The following is a 14,993-nucleotide window of genomic DNA, read 5'->3' as shown; positions in this document are numbered from 1 at the left end:
CTCCTGTGGCTCGACGACTTCTCCTCTCCGTCCTGGAGCTGGCCGCGGTCCTGTTCCTGGTCAGCATCGGCGTCTTCCTGCTGCTCTCGCTGGTCCCCGGTGACCCCGCGGTGGCGGTGCTCGGCGAGGGCCGCACGCCCCAGGAGTACGCCGCGATGCGCCACGAGCTCGGGCTCGACCAGCCCCTCCTCGCCCGGTACGGCGACTGGCTGGGCGGCGTCCTGCACGGCGACCTCGGCACGTCCCTGGTGCCCCCGCAGACCAGCGTGCTGGACCGCATCGTCTCCGCCTTCCCGGTGAGCCTGGAGCTCGCGGTGCTCGGTCTCGTGATGGCGCTCGTCATCGCGGTCCCGCTGGCGATGTGGTCGGCGTACCACCAGGGCGGGCGGGCGGACCGGGCGATCAGCGCGATGACCTTCGGCCTGCTGTCGATGCCGTCGTTCCTCATCGGGATCGTGCTCATCGCCCTCCTGGTCGACGGGCTGGGCCTCTTCGCCCGCAACGAGTGGGTGCGCCTGGGAGACAGCATCGGCGGCAACCTGCACCACGCCTTCCTGCCGGCGCTCACGATCGCGCTGATGGAGGCGGCGATGTTTACCCGCATCCTGCGCGGCGACCTGGTCACCACGCTGCACGAGGACTTCATCCTCGCCGCGCGAGCACGAGGCATGTCGCCGCTGCGGATCATGGTCAGCGACGCGCTGCGCCCGTCGTCGTTCTCGCTCGTCACCGTGCTCGGGCTGAGCATCGGGCGCCTGGTGGGGAGCACCGTGATCGTCGAGTACCTCTTCGCGCTGCCCGGCATGGGCAAGCTCGTCATCGACGCCGCCAACCAGGGCAACTACCCGGTCGTGCAGGGGGCGGTGCTCGTCATCGCCCTCGTCTACGTCGCCAGCAACACCCTGATCGACCGCAGCTACGGGCTGCTCGACCCGAGGACCCGCCGTGCGCACGTCTAGGAAACGTCTCGATCTCGTCTTCTGGCTGGGCATGACCTGGCTGACGCTGGTCCTCGGTGCGGCGCTGCTCGCGCCGCTGCTGCCCCTGGGCAACCACGACGACTCCGTCGCCGGCCTGACCCAGCCGGTCTTCGCCTCGCCGGGCGGGCTCGGTGCGGAGCACCCGCTCGGCACCAACAACTACGGCCTCGACGTGCTCGCCCGCGCGGTCTACGGCGCCCGGACCTCCATCGTGATCGCCCTCCTCGCCGTCCTCATCGGTACGACGGTCGGCGGCCTGGTCGGACTGGTCTCGGGCTTCGTGCGGGGCACCACCGACCGGGTCGTCGGCATCGCGTCCAACGCGCTGCTCGCCGTACCGCCGCTGATCCTGCTCATCGCCCTCGGCACCGTGCTCGACCCGAGCGTGCGCAGTATCGCGTTCGCCCTGTCCCTGCTGACGATCCCCAGCATGGTGCGGCTGGCGCGGGCCAACACGATCACCGTCGCGCAGCGCGAGTACGTGCTCGCCGCCCGGGCGCTCGGCGCCAGCCGGGTGCGGCTGATGCTGCGCGAGGTGCTGCCGAACGTGGTCCTGCCGGTGCTGTCGCTGTCGGTGGTGATGATCTCGGTGCTCGTGGTCGCCGAGGCGTCGCTGTCGTTCCTCGGCATCGGCATCGAGCAGCCGCAGCCCACCTGGGGGAACATGATCGCCGAGGGACAGGGCGGCGTGATGCAGGAGCACCCGTTCATCGTGGTGGTGCCGGGGATCTGCTTGTTCCTGACCGTGTTCTCGTTCAACCTGTTGGGGGAGAAGGCGCAGAAGCGCTGGGACCCGAGGAGCGCCAAGCTGTGACCACGCCCCTGCTGGAGGTCACCGACCTCCGTACCGTCTTCCACACCGCGCGCGGCGACGTGCACGCGGTGGACGGCGTCTCGTTCTCGCTCGCGCCGGGAGAATCCCTCGGACTGGTGGGGGAGTCCGGCTCCGGAAAGTCCGTGCTCGGACGCACCGTGATGGGCCTGATCGGCTCCAGCGCGACCACCACCGTGTCCGGATCCGTGCTGCTCGACGGCCGCTCGGTGCACGACCTGCGGCCTGCTGAGCGCCGCCGGCTCTGGGGCCCGGAGGTCGCGATGGTGTTCCAGGACCCGATGACCTCGCTCAACCCGGTCAAGCGGGTCGGCACCCATCTCACCGAGACGCTGCGCCGGCACCTGCGCTGCTCGCGCGCGGAGGCGACGGAGCGCGGCATCGACCTGCTCCGCCAGGTCGGGATCCCGGAGCCCGCCCGGCGGATGCGCCAGTACCCCCACGAGCTCTCCGGCGGTATGCGCCAGCGCGTCGTCATCGCCACCGCCCTCGCGTGCGACCCGCGGCTGCTCATCGCCGACGAGCCGACGACGGCGCTCGACGTGACCGTGCAGAAGCAGATCCTCGACCTGCTCGGCTCACTCGTCGCCGAGCGCACCATGGCCCTGGTGCTGGTCAGCCACGACCTCGGCGCCGTCGCCGGCCGGACCGACCGCGTCCAGGTCATGTACGCCGGCCGCACGGTCGAGTCCGGCCCCACCCGCCCGGTCTTCGGCGCACCGCGGCATCCCTACACCGACGCGCTGCTGGCCTCGATCCCGCGGCTCTCGAACGCCCCGCACACGGTGCTGCGCACCATCGAGGGCAACCCGCCGGACATGGGCCGCCCCCCGGAGGGCTGCCGCTTCGCGCCGCGCTGCGGGTCCGCCTCCGACCGGTGCCGGGCAGACCAGCCCGCCGTGACCGACGTCCCGGGCGGGCGCGACGTAGCCTGCCACCATCCGATCCTGGAGGTCTCCCGTGGCCGGTAGTGGCACCGCGCACCTGCGCCCTGAGGCCGAGCGGGCCCTCGTCGTCGACGACCTGGTCGTCGAGTACCCGGCGGGCCGCGGCACCGTCCACGCCGTCTCGGGGCTGAGCCTCGACCTCCTGCCGGGCGAGACGCTCGGGATCCTCGGCGAGTCCGGCTGCGGCAAGTCCAGCGCCGGGCGGGCCGTGATGCAGCTGCCGCCGCCGACGTCCGGCGAGGTGCGGCTGGGCGACGTCGACCTGACCGCCCTGCCCGCACGCCGGATGCGCGCGGCCCGCGCCCGCATGCAGCTCGTCCTCCAGGACCCGGTCTCCGCGCTCAACCCCCGCCGCCGGGTCAAGGACCTCGTCGTCGAGGGCCTGGAGATCTGGGGCTGGGGCGAGCGGGACCGGGACCGGTTCGTCGACGAGCTGCTCTCGTCGGTCGGGCTCGATCCGGCGACCGTGCGGGACCGGCGGCCCCACGAGCTGTCCGGCGGCCAGTGCCAGCGGGTCTGCATCGCGCGCTCGCTCGCGCTCGACCCCGACGTGCTCATCTGCGACGAGCCCGTGTCGAGCCTGGACGTGTCGGTGCAGGCCCAGATCCTCAACCTGCTGGAGCGGGCGCGCGAGCGGCTGCGGCTCAGCATGATCTTCATCGCCCACGACGTCGCCGTCGTGAAGAACATCAGCGACCGGGTGCTCGTGATGTACCTCGGCAAGACCTGCGAGGTGCTCCCGTCGGCGTCCCTGGAGGCCGCGCTGCACCCGTACACCCGGCTGCTGCTCGCGTCCGTGCCCGAGTCCTCCGGCGCCGAGGACGCCGCGGACCCGGCGGACCCTGCGGACCCTGCTGCCGCGGTCGTGGGCGAGCTGCCCTCGCCGCTGGCGCCGCCGTCGGGCTGCCGGTTCCGGACCCGCTGCCCGCTCGCCACCGAGCGCTGCGCGGCCGAGGAGCCGGTGCTGCGCGAGGTCCGGCCCGGCCAGTTCACCGCCTGCCACCACGTCGAGGAGTCCTGATGCACGACGCCATCGCCACCGCTGCCGCCATCCGCTCGGGGGAGGTGTCCGCGCGCGAGGTCGTCACAGACGCCATCGCCCGGATCGAGGAGCACGACGGCGTCCTCAACGCCGTCGTGGCCGAACGCTTCGAGCAGGCACTCGCCGAGGTGAACGCCGGGCTTCCGGCGGGGCCGCTGCACGGCGTACCGACACTGGTGAAGGACCTCGGCATGCAGGTCGCCGGGCTGCCGCTGACCCGGGGCAGCCGGCTGTGGGCCGACGCCGTGTCCACCGAGGACAGCGCGCTCGTGCAGCGCTACCGCCGGGCCGGCATGGTCGTGCTCGGCGTCACCAACAGCCCCGAGCTCGGCAAGAACGCCAGCACCGAGCCGCTCCTGCACGGCCCCACCCGCAACCCGTGGGCGACCACGCACTCACCGGGCGGCTCCTCGGGCGGTGCGGCCGCGGCCGTGTCGGCCGGCCTGGTGCCGGTGGCCCACGGCAACGACGGGGGCGGCTCGATCCGGATCCCGGCCTCGGCGTGCGGGCTCTTCGGGCTCAAGCCGAGCCGTGGGCGGGTGACGACGTACCCGGTCGCGGGGACGCTCGCCGCGCCCCTGTCCGCCAACCACGCGCTCACGCGCTCGGTCCGGGACTCCGCGCTCCTGCTCGACCTGTCGTCGGGCCCCTTGCACGGGGACGCCCTGGCGGCGCCCACGCCGTCCTCGCCCTTCGTCGCCCAGGCGGCCCACGCGCCGCTGCGGCTGCGGATCGGTCTGCTGACCCGGCGCGCCGACGGCGGCGTCGTCTCACCCGAGGTCGTCGACGCCGTCCGTACGACGGCCGCGCTCTGCGAGGACCTGGGACACGTCGTCGAGGAGGTCGAGCCGGCGTACGACGCCGAGCTGCTGATGAGCGGGTTCGGCACCCTGATGGGCGTCTCGCTCCTCGCCGACGTCGAGCACCGCCTGGCCGAGCTCGGCCGGGACCTGCGCGACGACGACCTCGAGCCGTTCACCCGGATGATCCACGACCACTACCGCGCCACCATGACGCCCGTCGACGTGTACGACGCGCTCGCCGCGGTGCAGACGGTCGGCTGGCAGGTGGGCACGATGTTCGACCGCTTCGACCTCCTGCTCACCCCCACGCTGCCGCTCCCGGTCCCCGAGCTCGGTGTCCTCGACACCACGGACCCGGCCGTCATGTGGCAGCGCGGCGGCGACTACTCGTCGTTCACCGCGGTCGCCAACGCCACCGGGATGCCCGCGATGTCGCTGCCCTGCGGGCTCGACGCAGCCGGCCTGCCGCTCGGTGCGCACTTCGTCGGCGACCTGGGTGCGGAGGGGACGCTCCTCGCGCTCGCCACGCAGGTCGAGGCCGCACGGCCGTGGCCGCTGCTGGCCCCGGCCTACCGCTGACCTTTCCCACGAAGTGCGGGGGTTGCTGCGCCGAGGTGTCCCACCGGTCCCAGGGCCGTCCACCGTACGTCCACACGCTGGCGGGTGACCGCCGGTCTTCCCCAGCCCGCGCCTTCTCGGGTCCGGTGACCGCGTTCCAGCCCCCAGCCTGGGCGCATGACTCTGGTGCACCAGATGGACGGCCGCCCCTTCACCGCGGCGATGGCGCGCGCCGCCGGGCTGACCCGCAACAGGCTGGGTGCGCTCGTCACGAGCGGCCAGGTCCGCCCCGTCCTGTACGGCGTCTACGTGGCCGCCGTCGTACCTGACTCGGTCGACCTGCGTGCCCAGGCTGCAGCACTGGTCCTCCCGTCGCACGCGGTGGTCGGTGATCGGTCCGCCGCGTGGTTGCTGGGGATCGATGTCCTCGCGCTCGAGGAGCACGACCTTCTGCCGCGGCTCGAGGTCGTGTCGGCCGGGGGCAAGGGACCGTCGGTCCGCGACGGGATCCTCGGTGGCAAGCGCGATCTGGCCGAGAGCGACGTCGTGACGCTTGCCGGCGGCGTGCGCGTGACGACGCCGCTGCGGACCGCCTGCGACATCGGCTGCCTCTACGGGCGCTACCGGGCGCTGGCGACCATCGACGAGTTCCGCCGTGCCTATGGCCTCACCTTGGGCGACTTCGAGGCGATCCTGCCGCGCTACCGCGGCCGCCGCGGCGTGATCCAGCTGCGCGAGCTGGTTCCGCTCTCCACGGATCGCGCGGACTCCCAGCCGGAGTCGTGGGTGCGCCTCATGGTGCACGACGAGGGCCTCCCGATGCCGGCGGCGCAGGTCGACGTCGTGGTGTCCGGGTGGGGGCGCGCGCGGCTCGAGAACGCCTACGAGCACCTCCGCATCGCCATCGAGTACGACGGCGAGCGGTTCCACTCGCTGCCCGAGGATCGCGAGCGCGATGACGTACGACGGGCGGCGCTCGACGCGGGCGGCTGGATCGTGCTCGTGGTCCGCCGGGGTGACCTGGCGGCGGAGCGGCGGGCGGGGTGGTTGGGCGAGCTGGGGGAGGCGATCGCCGTACGGACGCCGGGGCGGGTGGGGAAGCGGCGCTATGTGCGGAGGCCGGACGGGGGTGGCGGCGGGGCGTCGTACCGGTGGCGGGGGCGGTGATCCGCGCCTCGCACCAGCAACCCCCACACTTCGCGCCAGCAACCCCCGCACCTCGCGCCAGCAACCCGCGCACTTCGCGCCAGCAACCCCCGCACCTCGCACCAGCAACCCCCAGACTTCGCGCCAGCAACCCCCGCACCTCGGACAAGGGCGCGCCCCACCCGACGTGGTCGGGTGGGGCGCGCGGGGAGGGGGAGGGTCAGCTCTTCCAGGCCTGCCCGAGCAGCAGCAGTGTCTCGGACGTCGAGGAGACACCGTGGACGTCGTCGTTCCACGGCATGAAGAACGCGCCCGCGCCCATGGCGACACCGGGGACGGTCTCCTGCCACAGCTCGTTGATCTGCTTGAGCAGCGCGGTCGCGTCGGCTCCGGAGGCGGCCTGCAGCTGGGCGATCAGGTCGTCCATCTTCGGGTCGGCGTAGCCGGAGGGGTTCTGCGGGGACTTGCTGTTGAGGTTGGTGGCCAGGCGCGAGTACGGGTCCTCGTCGGGGATGCTCATCGCGGCCACGGCGATGTCGTAGTCGTGGGTGACGTAGATGCGCTGGGTCTGGTCGGCGATATTGCGGAGCAGGTCGGTCTTGACCGTGAAGCCGACCGCCTCGAGCAGCGCCTGCACGGTGACCGCCTGGGTCTGCGAGGCCTGGTCGGACTGGCCGATGTAGGTCAGCGTGCCGTCGTACCCGTCAGCCTTGGCGGCCTTCAGCAGCTCCTTGGCCTTCTCCGGGTCGTAGTCGGAGGTCGCCACGTCGGAGTAGTACGGCGCGCTGGGGGAGAAGATGTTGCGTCCCGGCAGGCCCGCTCCGCCGTTGACGCGCTCGGCGACGACCTTGGGGTCGATGGCGTAGTTGATCGCCTGGCGCACCCGTACGTCGGACGCCGCGCGCCCCTCGCGGTTGTTGAGCCAGTAGAGGCTGCCGAGGCCGCTGGGCGCCATGATGCCGGCGAAGCCGTCCTTGCGGGCCTTCTCCAGCGTCTGCGGTGCGCGGATGCTGGTGAGGTCGACCGAGCCGTCGGTGAGCGACTTCAGCCGGTCGTCGTCACTGCCGAGCCAGACGAAGCGGACCGACTCCAGGTGCGGTTTGCCGCCCCAGTACTGGGGATTCGCGTCGAGGACCAGCTCCTCGGCGGGCTTGTAGTCCTTGAGCACGAACGGTCCGGCGCCGATGGGGCGGAACTTGTCCGGCCCGCCCTGGTACGACGCGGGCGCCATGATCATGCCCGGCCCGCTGGCGAGCATGTTGGGGAACGTGATCCACGGCTGGTGGAGGGTGAACACCACGGTGCGCTCGCCCTGCGGCTTCATGTCCTTGATGTTGGTCGCGAGCAGGAGCGTGTTGTAACCGGCGTTCTGCATGTAGTAGCCGATGCTGCCGACGACCGCGCGGGCGTCGAGCGGCGTACCGTCCGAGAACGTGACGCCCTCGCGCAGCTCGAGCGTCCAGGTGACGTTGTCCTCGGTGGTGAGCGACTTCGCGAGCCAGGGCTCGAACTTGTCGGTGGGCTGGTCGTAGCGCATCAGCACGTCGTAGACGGCGGCGAGGGCGTTGCCGCCCGCGGCGCCGTTGGGGATGGTCTTGGTGGGGTCGAGGCTGCGGGCCTCGGAGTAGTCGGCGAGCGTCAGCGTGCCGCCGTCGACCGGGTCGCCCGCGTCCTTCTGGTCGCCGACCACGCCCGCGGCGTAGATCTCCTGCTTGCCGGACGGCGATCCGCCCGTGCCGTCCGTGTCGTCCGAGCCGCCCGAGCCGGCGCATCCGGCAGCCAGCAGCGTGGTCGCCAGGAGAGCGACGGCGACCCGGCTCCGTGTCGTGATGCGGTTCCTCACAGATCCTCCAGAGGGTTCGTCCGGAGCGCCGAGAGCCGGCGTCCGGAGGTGTGTTGCGCGTCACGCTAGGAGCGCCGGGCGCCGAGCCTCGTCGAGCGATCCCGCTCACCGGGAAGCGCCCCGGGACGGCCGGTCGGGCGCCCCTAGCGTCCGCCGCATGGTGACGCTCGTCGTCGGCGCGGCCGGCGCCTTCCTCGCGTACGCCGTGGGCGGCCTCGTCGGGTTCGCCAGCTCGTTGCTCTTCCTCCCGGTGCTGCTCCTGCTCGGCGTACCGCTGCCGGAGGCGGTGGCGCTCAACCTGGTGCTGGCGATCGTGACCCGGCTGCCCTCGGTGGTGGCGCTGCGCGCCGACGTCGACGTACGGCGGACGGCGGTGCTGGTCGCGGGCTCGGTCCCCGGCATCGCGCTGGGCGTGGTCACCACGCGGGTGGTGCCGCAGCACGCGCTGGAGGTGGCGGCCGGCGTCCTCGTGCTGGCGAGCGGGCTCTACCTCCTCGCCGCCCGCGAGGTGCCCGCGGACCACCCGGGCGTCTCCGTGCCTGCCACCGCGCTCACCGGCGCCTGCAGCGGCCTGATGGGGATCACGACGAGCCTCAACGGCATCCCGCCCGCGGTGCTGCTGGCCCGCAGCGGCGCGACGGTCCGGACTCGGCTCGCCGACCTGAGCGTGTTCTTCGCGGTGGGCAACTGCCTCACGCTGGCGGCGCTCGCGGTGACCGGCAGCGCGTTCGTGCTGCCGGTCACCGCGACGACCGCGGGCTGGCTCCTCGCCGGGCTCGTCGGCAACGCCGTCGGCCTGGCCCTGGCCGGGCGCCTGGACGCCCGGCGGTTCGACCTGCTGACGATCGGGCTCGTCCTGCTCAGCGGCGTCGGCGCGCTGGTCGGAGCGGCGTTCTGACCCGCGCCCCTAGAACGCGTGCGCCATCAGCTCGCCGAACAGCTCCTGCGGATCGACCTCCAGCCCCCGTCGCGCGAACCACGTGCAGATGTTGGTGCAGTCGCGGAGCAGGAAGTCGAAGCCCTGGGCGTTGCCGACCAGGTCGACGAGCTGGGGCAGGTCGATGATCACGAGCCGCTCGTCCGCCGCCAGGATGTTGTACGGCGACAGGTCGCCGTGCACCAGCCCGGACTGCACGAGCGTCAGCATCGCCTCGCGCAGCTGCTCGTAGTACGACGCGAGCAGGGCCGGCTCCGGCCGGGTCTGGGCGAGCCGCGGCGCGGTCTCGCCGTCGGCGCCGGCGATCCACTCCATGAGGATCTCGGTGCCGTCGACCTGGACCGGGTAGGGGACCGGCAGGCCCAGCGACCAGCAGCGGTTGAGCGCCGTCCACTCCGAGACCGCCCACTCGCCGGCGGCGACCTCGCGGCCGAAGGTGCTCTTGCGCTTGAGCGCCCGCTCGTCGCGGGAGCGGCGCATGCTGCGGCCCTCGGTGTAGGTCGCCGAGCGGTGGAACGTGCGGTGCTCGGTCGAGCGGTAGCGCTTGGCTGCCATCACCACCGACTGGGCGGGGTCGTGCGGGTCGCTGCGGTCGAGCAGGAAGACGTCGGCTTCCTTGCCGGTCTTGAGGATGCCGAGCTCGGTGTCGATCGCGCCCTGGGACGTGACGACCCAGTCGGGGCGCGGCTCGGGGCCGCGGGAGAGCGGCTCGACGGAGAGCCAGGTGGACCAGCGCTGGCCGGCGGCCAGGTCGTCGTACGCCTGGTAGTCGAAGACGAAGCGGGCGTCGAGGTCCGAGAGGTCTGCGCCGAGATCTGCGCTGAGATCAGGGGTGGAGGAGTGCTCCTGGGACACGGTGGTTCCTTGAGGTCGAGAGGAGGTTGCGGACTGAGGGCAGGCCGACGACAGCGATCGACATGTCACGCTCCTCTCGAGGGGGCCCGCGGTGGTCGCGGACGGAACCGGCCCAGCGTGCCGGATCGGAGAATCGGGTGGCAACCGATTTTCCGGCGACATAGGTTGAGTCGGTGCGCAATCGGATCCTGCTGGTGCTCCTGCTCGTCCTCTGCCTGCCCGGCCTCGCGGCGGTACCCGCGGCCCAGGCCGAGCCTGCCGGGTCCGCCGAGGCCGGTACGCCGAGCGCCGGCTCCGACCGCGGCGGCGACCCGTACTGGCCGCTCGACGGCAACGGCGGCACCGACGCGCGCCACTACGACGTCCGGGTGGCCTACGACTTCGCCTCGGGCCGGCTGACCGGGCGCACGGCCGCGACGATGGTCGCGACCGCCGACCTCAAGTCGTTCTCGCTCGACCTGCTGCTGCCGGTCACCGCGGTCACGGTCGACGGGCGGCCGGCGCGCTTCCGCAAGCCGAGCAAGCACGAGCTGCGCATCGTCCCGAAGCGCCCGATCGCCCAGGGCAGCCGGTTCCAGGCCGTGGTGACCTATGCCGGGCGCCCCGGCGCCGTCGGCTACGCCGGTGAGCGCAACTGGCTGGCCGACCGGCGCGAGGTCGTCGCGATGAACCAGCCGCACATGGCGCCGTGGTGGTTCCCGTCCAACGACCACCCCTCCGACAAGGCGACCTTCGACATCCGGGTGACCGCGCCGCGCGGCAAGCAGGTCATCAGCAACGGCCGCCGGGTGGCGCGCAAGGTCTCCGGCGCCCGGGCGACGACCCACTGGCGGATGACGGACCCGATGGCGACCTACCTGGCGTTCTTCGCGGCCGGTGACTTCGTGGTCGAGAAGGGCCGCTCGGCGGCGGGCATCCCGTTCTACAACGCGGTCTCGAAGCAGCTCCCGGCCGCCCTGCGCGCGCAGTCGGTGCGGATGCTGCGGCGTACGGCGGGGATGACCGACTGGCTCCAGCGCCGCCTCGGCACCTACCCCTTCGGCTCGACCGGCGGTCTGGTCACCGGGCTCGACGTGGGCTTCGCGCTGGAGAACCAGACCCGCCCGACCTACGGCTCGTGGATCTACCCGAGCGTGATGGTCCACGAGCTCGCCCACCAGTGGTTCGGCGACAGCGTGGCGGTGCGGCGCTGGCGCGACATCTGGCTCAACGAGGGCTTCGCGTCGTACCTCGAGGTCGAGTACGCCGCCGCGCACGGCGGACCGAGCGTCGCCTCCTGGCTCGACGACCGCTGGGACGCCACCTGCGACAACACCGGCTCGTTCTGGCGCCTCGACATCTCGAACCCGGGCGCGGCCCGGGTCTTCGACGACGCCGTCTATGACCGCGGCGCCATGGTCATCGCCGCCCTGCGCAACGTGATCGGCCCGGCCCAGCTCACCACCCTGCTGCGGACCTGGGTCCGCGACCACCGCGGCGGCAACGCCACCGTCGAGCAGTTCGAGGCGCTCGCCACCCAGGTCCACGGTGCGGACCTGAGCGGCTTCTTCGACGCCTGGCTCCGCGGCGGGCAGGCCCCGGCCGCGACGCCGGCCAACGGCCTCACCGACGCCTGCGCCTGACGCCCCCGGGCGCGCCTCCCGTGTGACCGGTGGGGTCTTTGGTACGAATGTGTCGACCTGTGCCGCCACGGCACGCTCGTACCCAGGATGGAGACACCCGCACATGGACGCCAAGAAGCTCATCGGTGTCGTCGTGATCGTGTTCCTCGGCTTCTGGATGTTCACCGACCCCTCGGGCCTGGCGACCACGTCGAAGGAAGCCGCCGGCGGCGGCTGGGACCTCGCCACGCAGGCCTTCAAGGGCGTCATCGACTTCGTCGGCGCGATGGACTGACGGGACGCCTGCCATGGCGTTCGTCTCCGACCTGCTGGGCTCGCTCGGCGATCCCAAGATCGGCAAGCACCTGCTCCGCGAGGAGGGGGAGGTCGTCGTCGACGAGGTGGTCCACCACTGGTTCGCCTACACCCGCCCCGCGCTCGAGCTGGCGCTCTCGCTCGTGCTGCTCGTCTGCAGCTGGTTCGTCTCGGTCCAGGTCGCCTGGTTCCTCATCATCGTCGCGGCCGGACTCATGCTCCACGCCGGCTGGGGCTGGCTCGCCGTCCTGCGCGACCGCTTCGTGATCACCAACATGCGCGTCTTCCGGGTCCACGGCGTGCTCTCCCAGAGCCTGGCCACCATGCCCCTGAGCCGGATCCTCGACATCTCGGTCAAGAAGCCGCTCCACGGCCGGATGCTCGGCTTCGGGCACTTCTGCTTCGAGTCCGCCGCCCAGGAGCAGGGGCTGCGCGACATCCGGTACGTCGGGCGGCCCGACGACCGCGACCTCGCCATCCAGCGGGTGGTCCAGCGAGCGGGTCTGCGCGGGCCCCGCGTGCCCAACTAGCCCGGACCGGCCGAGCGCGTCGTCGAGGCGCCCGGCACGCCGGCAACCCCGGCCGCGTCGGCTCCGGTCGCTCGTTCCTCGCTCCCTCCACCTCCTGGTCCGGCGTCTGGTCCGGCGTTCCCGCCGTGGCCTTGTCGTGGGTGCCGGTGCCGGATCCGTAGGATTGCCGCCATGACGCAGCAGCCGTTCTCCCGCCCCGGTGCGATCGACCTGTCCGCACTGAAGCAGCAGCGGCCCGCCGCCCCCGCCGGAAGCGCCCCCGCGGCCTCCGGCGGCGGTACGGCGTACTCGGTCACGGTGGACGAGGCGAACTTCCAGACGGTCCTCGAGGCCTCGATGACCGCGCCCGTGGTGCTGGTCTTCCACTCGCCGACCCAGTCGCCCGAGAGCACCGAGATGGCGCGCGACGTCGCCACCGTCGCCGACGAGTACGACGGCCGGTTCCTCGCCGCCTCCATCGACGTGGACGCCTCGCCCCAGATCGCGCAGGCGATGCAGATCCCGCAGGTGCCGTTGATGCTGGTGATCCTCGACGGTCGCCCGGCCACCCAGCCCATCCCGGGGGCGGCGCCGATCGACGACATCCGGGCGCTGTTCAACCAGCTCGCCCAGCAGCTCACCGCCCAGGGCATCGCCGGGCGGCACCAGCCCAACGCCTTCGGCGGTGCCGGGGCCGGTGCCGGTGGCGCCGAGGGCGAGGACGGCGAGCCCGAGCTCGACCCGCGCTACGCGCCGGCTCAAGAGGCGCTGGCCGCCGGGGACATCGACGCCGCGGTCGCGGAGTACCAGAAGCTCGCCGACGCCAACCCCGCCGACCACGAGGCGGCGGCCGGGCTCTCGATGGCCAAGGTCCTCCAGCGCACCCAGGGCGTCGACCTCAACGCGGCCCGGGCTGCCGCGGCGGCGAGCCCCGACGACATCGACGCGCAGACGATGGTCGCCGACCTCGACATGCTCGGCGGTCACGTCGAGGACGCGTTCGCGCGCCTCGTCGAGCTGATCCGGCGGACGGCGGGCAAGGACCGCGATCGGGTGCGCGAGCACCTGATCGGCCTCTTCGGCGCGGTCGGCAACGACGACCCGCGGGTGCTCAAGGGGCGCCAGGCCCTCGCCTCGGCGCTCTTCTGAGCCGACCGGCGACACCGAGCGCGAGCACGAGCACGGCCATGGGTTTCGGGCGCGGCGTCGGCTTCCTCCTCCGCGGGCTGCGGATGTGGCGGGAGCGGCCGCGCCTGATGCTGCTCGGCATCGTGCCGGCGCTCATCGTCGCCGTCCTGGTCGGTGCGGCGCTGGTGACGCTGGTCTTCGTCGCCGACGACCTGATCGACTGGGCGACCCCGTTCGCCGACGGGTGGGGGGACGCCCCGCGCGGGCTGTTCCGGGGCGCGCTCTACCTCCTCGTGCTCGTCGGCGCGGGCATGCTCGCGATCGTCACCTTCACCGGGCTCACGCTCGCGGCGGGCGATCCCTTCTACGAGAAGATCTGGAAAGAGGTCGAGCTCTCGCTCGGCGGTGACGTCCCCGAGCGGGGCGTCGGCTGGGTGCGCGGCGCGGTCGACGGCCTGGTGCTCGTGGGGCTCGGCATCGTGACCGCGGTGGGGGTCTTCGTGATCGGCCTGCTGCCGGTCGTGGGCTCCGTGGTCGGTGCGGTGCTCGGTCTCGTCGTCGCGGGCCGGCTGCTCGCCGGCGAGCTGGTCTCGCGCGCCCTCGAGGCGCGCGGCATGGACCGCGCCGCGCAGGCTGCGCTCCTGCGCCCGCACCGCGGCGCGATGCTCGGCTTCGGGGTCTGCGTGCAGGCCTGCTTCCTGGTGCCCGGCGGCGGCATCCTCGTCATGCCCGCGGCGGTGGCCGGGGCGACGTACCTGGCGCGCGAGGCGCTCGCCACCGACCCGCGTCGGTAAAAACTTCCCGGCCATCCCGTAAGGACCAAGGTCCCGGGGTGTCTGTCCCTCGGGACAGGGTGCGCGCCTGGGGGGAGCGCACCCTGCTGATGAGGGACAACAGGCGAGGGAGCCGACAGGTGGCAATGGGTCGCGCCGTCATGCGCGCACACAGGAAGAACACGCACGCAAGGACTCGGGGGAGCGGGGTGCGCTGGATCGCGGCGCTCGCGGTCGCAGCGGCGGGAGTCGTGGTGCCCGGCACCATGGCCGCGCCGGCGCAGGCCGCGGTGCCCCTGACGAACATCACGGGCGCCGTCTCCGGCGTCGGTGGTGTCGACGGGACGGTCGCGGACTGCATCAACTACAACCCCGCCGCCGGTACGGCGTCCGCGGGCGAGGTGAACGTGGCCTACGGCCGGCCCTCGGGGGAGAGCTGCCCGGGCTCGCTCGACCTCGGCCGCCAGAGCGGCGTGGGCTTCGACGCCAGCGCGCCGGGCAGCGTGACCGCGGGTCAGCCGTTCCTGCTGGCCTCGATCATCCACTACAACAACCCGATCCAGGGCCTGACCTATCCGGCGGGCACGAGCTCGGCGTACATCGGCGGCACGCTGACGCTGCGGCTCGGTGACTTCCAGGGCAACCCGACGGTCGCCTACCCGTGGCTGCTCGAGGAGACCGCGAACTCCGGCGACTGCCCCTACGGCGCGACCGACGGCGTCAA

Annotated in this window: 15 protein-coding genes; 13 read left to right on the top strand and 2 right to left on the bottom strand. The window is 72.7% G+C overall.

From position 1 onward, the window contains the following. The first annotated feature begins 5 nt into the window (after positions 1 to 5). The 6 genes from CCO04_RS26385 to CCO04_RS26360 all read left to right on the top strand — a co-directional run bounded on the left by CCO04_RS26385 (position 6) and on the right by CCO04_RS26360 (position 6,329). Positions 6 to 959, top strand: a complete 954-nt coding sequence (locus tag CCO04_RS26385) for an ABC transporter permease (protein ID WP_215817170.1) — start codon at positions 6 to 8, stop codon at positions 957 to 959. A gap of 31 nt (positions 960 to 990) precedes the next feature. Beyond that, the gene (locus tag CCO04_RS26380; protein ID WP_215817169.1) at positions 991 to 1,794 is read left to right on the top strand and encodes an ABC transporter permease; all 804 of its coding nucleotides are present in this window, start codon (positions 991 to 993) and stop codon (positions 1,792 to 1,794) included. After that, entirely contained in the window at positions 1,791 to 2,783 is a 993-nt protein-coding gene (locus CCO04_RS26375) for an ABC transporter ATP-binding protein (protein WP_215817168.1), read from the top strand. Before CCO04_RS26380 ends, CCO04_RS26375 begins: the two co-directional genes overlap by 4 nt. Further along, positions 2,773 to 3,780 (top strand): ABC transporter ATP-binding protein, encoded by a 1,008-nt coding sequence (locus CCO04_RS26370; protein ID WP_215817167.1) that lies wholly within the window; start codon positions 2,773 to 2,775, stop codon positions 3,778 to 3,780. The genes CCO04_RS26375 and CCO04_RS26370 overlap by 11 nt, the downstream gene beginning before the upstream one ends. After that, a complete protein-coding gene (locus CCO04_RS26365; RefSeq protein ID WP_215817166.1) occupies positions 3,780 to 5,183 on the top strand; it encodes an amidase in 1,404 nt (467 codons plus the stop codon). The genes CCO04_RS26370 and CCO04_RS26365 overlap by 1 nt, the downstream gene beginning before the upstream one ends. 156 nt (positions 5,184 to 5,339) lie before the next feature. Further along, a complete protein-coding gene (locus tag CCO04_RS26360) occupies positions 5,340 to 6,329 on the top strand; it encodes a hypothetical protein (protein ID WP_215817165.1) in 990 nt (329 codons plus the stop codon). A gap of 199 nt (positions 6,330 to 6,528) precedes the next feature. Here CCO04_RS26360 and CCO04_RS26355 read toward each other — a convergent pair whose 3' ends face one another. Then, entirely contained in the window at positions 6,529 to 8,151 is a 1,623-nt protein-coding gene (locus tag CCO04_RS26355; RefSeq protein ID WP_215817164.1) for an ABC transporter substrate-binding protein, read from the bottom strand. A gap of 157 nt (positions 8,152 to 8,308) precedes the next feature. Here CCO04_RS26355 and CCO04_RS26350 point away from each other — a divergent pair, with 157 nt between their 5' ends. Then, positions 8,309 to 9,049, top strand: coding sequence for a sulfite exporter TauE/SafE family protein (locus CCO04_RS26350; RefSeq protein ID WP_215817163.1), 741 nt, complete (start codon positions 8,309 to 8,311; stop codon positions 9,047 to 9,049). A gap of 9 nt (positions 9,050 to 9,058) precedes the next feature. On the opposite strand, the gene CCO04_RS28970 is transcribed toward CCO04_RS26350, so the two are convergent. Beyond that, positions 9,059 to 9,943, bottom strand: coding sequence for an RIO1 family regulatory kinase/ATPase (locus CCO04_RS28970; protein ID WP_308281554.1), 885 nt, complete (start codon positions 9,941 to 9,943; stop codon positions 9,059 to 9,061). Positions 9,944 to 10,116: 173 nt separating this feature from the next. Between CCO04_RS28970 and CCO04_RS26340 the strand changes: the two genes are divergently transcribed. The 6 genes from CCO04_RS26340 to CCO04_RS26315 form a co-directional block, all read left to right on the top strand. Beyond that, positions 10,117 to 11,565, top strand: coding sequence for a M1 family metallopeptidase (locus CCO04_RS26340; RefSeq protein ID WP_215817161.1), 1,449 nt, complete (start codon positions 10,117 to 10,119; stop codon positions 11,563 to 11,565). 103 nt (positions 11,566 to 11,668) lie between these two features. Then, positions 11,669 to 11,839, top strand: a complete 171-nt coding sequence (locus tag CCO04_RS26335; protein WP_215817160.1) for a hypothetical protein — start codon at positions 11,669 to 11,671, stop codon at positions 11,837 to 11,839. 13 nt (positions 11,840 to 11,852) lie between these two features. Next, complete coding sequence (locus CCO04_RS26330; RefSeq protein WP_215817159.1) at positions 11,853 to 12,389, top strand: PH domain-containing protein; 537 nt, start codon at positions 11,853 to 11,855, stop codon at positions 12,387 to 12,389. A 171-nt stretch (positions 12,390 to 12,560) separates the two neighbouring features. Then, positions 12,561 to 13,517 carry a co-chaperone YbbN gene (locus CCO04_RS26325; RefSeq protein WP_215817158.1) on the top strand — a complete coding sequence of 319 codons (957 nt, stop codon included), beginning with the start codon at positions 12,561 to 12,563 and terminating at the stop codon, positions 13,515 to 13,517. 38 nt (positions 13,518 to 13,555) lie between these two features. Then, the gene (locus tag CCO04_RS26320) at positions 13,556 to 14,290 is read left to right on the top strand and encodes an EI24 domain-containing protein (protein WP_215817157.1); all 735 of its coding nucleotides are present in this window, start codon (positions 13,556 to 13,558) and stop codon (positions 14,288 to 14,290) included. A gap of 188 nt (positions 14,291 to 14,478) precedes the next feature. After that, on the top strand, positions 14,479 to 14,993 hold a 515-nt coding region (locus CCO04_RS26315), incomplete at its 3' end, for a hypothetical protein (RefSeq protein ID WP_215817156.1).

Source organism: Pimelobacter sp. 30-1 (assembly GCF_018831735.1).
Lineage (GTDB): Bacteria > Actinomycetota > Actinomycetes > Propionibacteriales > Nocardioidaceae > Nocardioides.
Note: the sequence above shows the minus strand (reverse complement) of the source record. Positions and strands in the feature narration are given on the sequence as shown.